Source organism: Xanthomonas cissicola (assembly GCF_008801575.1).
Taxonomy (GTDB): Bacteria; Pseudomonadota; Gammaproteobacteria; order Xanthomonadales; family Xanthomonadaceae; genus Xanthomonas; species Xanthomonas cissicola.
In genome coordinates this window covers 1-2,731 of the sequence record NZ_VZPL01000159.1, presented here as the reverse complement: position 1 = coordinate 2,731, position 2,731 = coordinate 1, and the positions used below count along the sequence as shown (strand labels likewise).

Annotated in this window: 3 protein-coding genes; all 3 read right to left on the bottom strand. The window is 55.3% G+C overall.

Annotation, left to right across the window (positions count from 1 at the left end):
* Nucleotides 1-268: 268 nt before the first annotated feature.
* A complete protein-coding gene (locus tag F7R02_RS24840) occupies nucleotides 269-493 on the bottom strand; it encodes a hypothetical protein (protein ID WP_014090887.1) in 225 nt (74 codons plus the stop codon).
* 289 nt (nucleotides 494-782) lie between these two features.
* Nucleotides 783-1,280, bottom strand: a complete 498-nt coding sequence (locus tag F7R02_RS26750; protein WP_014090888.1) for a hypothetical protein — start codon at nucleotides 1,278-1,280, stop codon at nucleotides 783-785.
* A gap of 41 nt (nucleotides 1,281-1,321) precedes the next feature.
* Complete coding sequence (locus F7R02_RS26595) at nucleotides 1,322-1,828, bottom strand: hypothetical protein (protein WP_033483231.1); 507 nt, start codon at nucleotides 1,826-1,828, stop codon at nucleotides 1,322-1,324.
* Between the last annotated feature and the right edge of the window lie 903 nt (nucleotides 1,829-2,731).

Below are 2,731 nucleotides of genomic sequence, written 5' to 3'. Positions count from 1 at the left end.
AACGCGAACGAAACAACTCATCGGCAGGCAACTGCTCGGCGGCAGGACGGCGTGTACGCATGGGCGAAAACTGCCAGAAACCAGTTCGTAGAGTAACGAAAACTGGCAATTCCAGCACACCTAAAACGCAGGTTAAGCCTTGCAATGGATGCAGCCTGGGGGTTTTTCAGGGGCGACTACTGCGGACCTGTGCGTGCTTGCCTTACGCATGCACGCTGCGCATGAGAAGCGCGCAGGCATCGGGATGGGCCGGTCGGCACCAATGGACTCAGACGTGCTCGTCCATGTTTTCCAGTCCGTGCCAAGACAAGATTTCTTCGGCCCGACGGCCGACGAACTGGGCGTCCTCGCTCGTCATCGCCTTGCTCTCTATAGCAGCAGCCATGTTGGCAAAGGCTTGCCAGAAGTGGCTGCGATCAGGACTCGAGGCCCGCAGGGTGGGAACTGCTGCATCCAGACGCTCAAGGTGATGGCGAAGCTCAGCTCTGTCCATGGGCCTGAGTATCGGCAGCCTTGTCGCACTATTTGAGACGCATCGCCGCCGAGGCAGCGTGGAATTAATTTTCGGGTGCCGGCACGACGCTGCTCAAGCATTCCATGGGGGGAGCTTCTCAAAGTCTGGCAACGCCCACCGAGCCCTAACGTGTAGGCCAACGAAACGCTTTAAACCTCGCCAGCGCCACCTGGTTCCTCTCACCTTTTGAAGAACGAGAATCACTTGGTGACAAAGAAAAACGCCCCAGCTTTGAACTGGGGCGTTCTTAGAAAAGCTCCACCTGATCTCAGCTCGGCAGGGTTTCGATGGGACCCACGTCACCCGTCGGAATTCTGCCGCCGCAAGAGCCGTAGCAACCGCCGCCGATCAGCACTCCACCACCACCACCGCCGGTTCCAGCGGAGCCGCCGCCACCGCCGCCGCCGCTCGAAGGCTGCTGAGCAATCTTCTCGGCCATTTCCTTTGCCTTCTTTCCGCAAGGCTTCTCAATGTAGACCATGCCCCGGCCAGTATAGTTGAGAATCTTTACGGTGTAGGAAACATACCCCTTATAGGAGTTTGTGACCCAATTTCCCTCACCCAGCAGTTTGGAGGCTGCCGAATCAAGCCTATCCATAAAAAGGGCATTGGCAGGATTCTTGCTGTCGCTAAACTTTGGCAGCTGCGTCAAGGGCACCTGAATTGGCACCAATGGCGGCATCGGGAGTTCCGAGCACGCGAATGCAACACCAATAAGTCCCGTCAACGACATCGCTGTGATGCCGACCTTCTTCATAATTCCCATTTACGACCCACTCCCTTTAAAAAACAATTAACCAAACAAACCTACTGACCGATTGGACGCTTATCCAATACCGGTGCCCTGCCATACTTGGATGTATAGATCCGATCTATTTCAGCATTGAGTCGCAGGGCCTCAGACTCCCCAAGCATTCTTTGCTCTGTTGAGAGTGACTTAGACATCATCACTTCTCGGGTGACAGATGCGCGGGTATCTCCACGCATTTCCGCCACGCGCGACACGGCATACGCAGCAACGGGATCCCCGCTTGCGCTGCCGCCTTGGAAGGACGCCAGCATATTCAATGCAAAAAGGTTGCCCTCAGCTCCGGCGTCTACCAGGCGCTGTTGCGCCATAGGATCAGAAGCCAGTAATCGCGCATCTAAAATCGTCTGCGCGACTTTATCCCCCGCCTCTGAGGCCTGCTTCAGCAGGGCCTCTGGCGCGCCCATGTAGGCATCGAGCTGCTTTTCATTGGGAAAGCCATGACGATCTAGCCACTTCTGCTCGGCCTTGCTTTCTGCATAGCCCGGATCGTTATCGAAGCTCATCCCATCTCGGGTTTGTGGAACCTCTGGGAACGGATGCCTGACACGGGAGCCCGTCGCCAGATGGGAGCCCCTGTCAACGGATAGGGATGCGACCTCATCTTTGGCTGATTCGTTTGACGCGTTGGGGATCTCGTGCTGAGAGTTGCCCTGCCCCTGCACTTGGACGTCATCCTTACGGGCTTCATGCGCCCAGATGATGCCAGCGACTACAACGGCCAGTGCTGCTGCACTTAGCGCTACTGCTTTGTTGCCCATCTCACCTTCTCGTAGATCCATTACAGCTGCGAATACGCAGTCCTATGACGCAAATTTTTGCAGATCGGCTAGCCTTCCGCAAGCTTGATCTTGTGGAAGAGAGAGTCGCTCGTTGGAAGCCATGCACTAATCATCACAAGCAGCGCGAACAACATCGCATCAAGCAGTGGAAGGCGGCTCAACTCGTCTCTGTCCATGGACTCAAGTATCGACATCGCCGTCGCACCACATGAGACACAACATCGTCAGGACAACATAGAGGGAGCCCTCTGCAGGGTGGCGGACGAAGCCGCTCAAGCGTTGCGCGGTCTGAGCGACCATTTGGCCCCACGTCCGGCAAAGCCAGATTGCGTTCCTGGCATTCGTCGCACCATCGGTGTTGCGCCCTATCGGATGCAAGAAAGTTCCGATTCAGGCGTATCGCTGTTTTGAATATAAATTCAGACTAACAATAATAGGCTAACATTTAACTTAAATTCATTTAAAAATCGAGCGACAAGCTCATTTAGTTAGCTTATTTAGTCGTCCCTGAAAAACCCCTGTCAAACCTCCATTGCCATGTTTGCGAGCCGCATAGTGCTTGAGCACGTTGAGGAACGCTCCCGCACCACCTGCAACCAGGCACGCAAAAAGGCGATCCAGCGCAGC

Coding starts and splice junctions, on each gene's coding strand:
- F7R02_RS24840 (WP_014090887.1), bottom strand. CDS start 493: ATGGACAGAGCTGAGCTTCGCCATCACCTTGAGCGTCTGGATGCAGCA.
- F7R02_RS26595 (WP_033483231.1), bottom strand. CDS start 1,828: ATGAGCTTCGATAACGATCCGGGCTATGCAGAAAGCAAGGCCGAGCAG.
- F7R02_RS26750 (WP_014090888.1), bottom strand. CDS start 1,280: ATGGGAATTATGAAGAAGGTCGGCATCACAGCGATGTCGTTGACGGGA.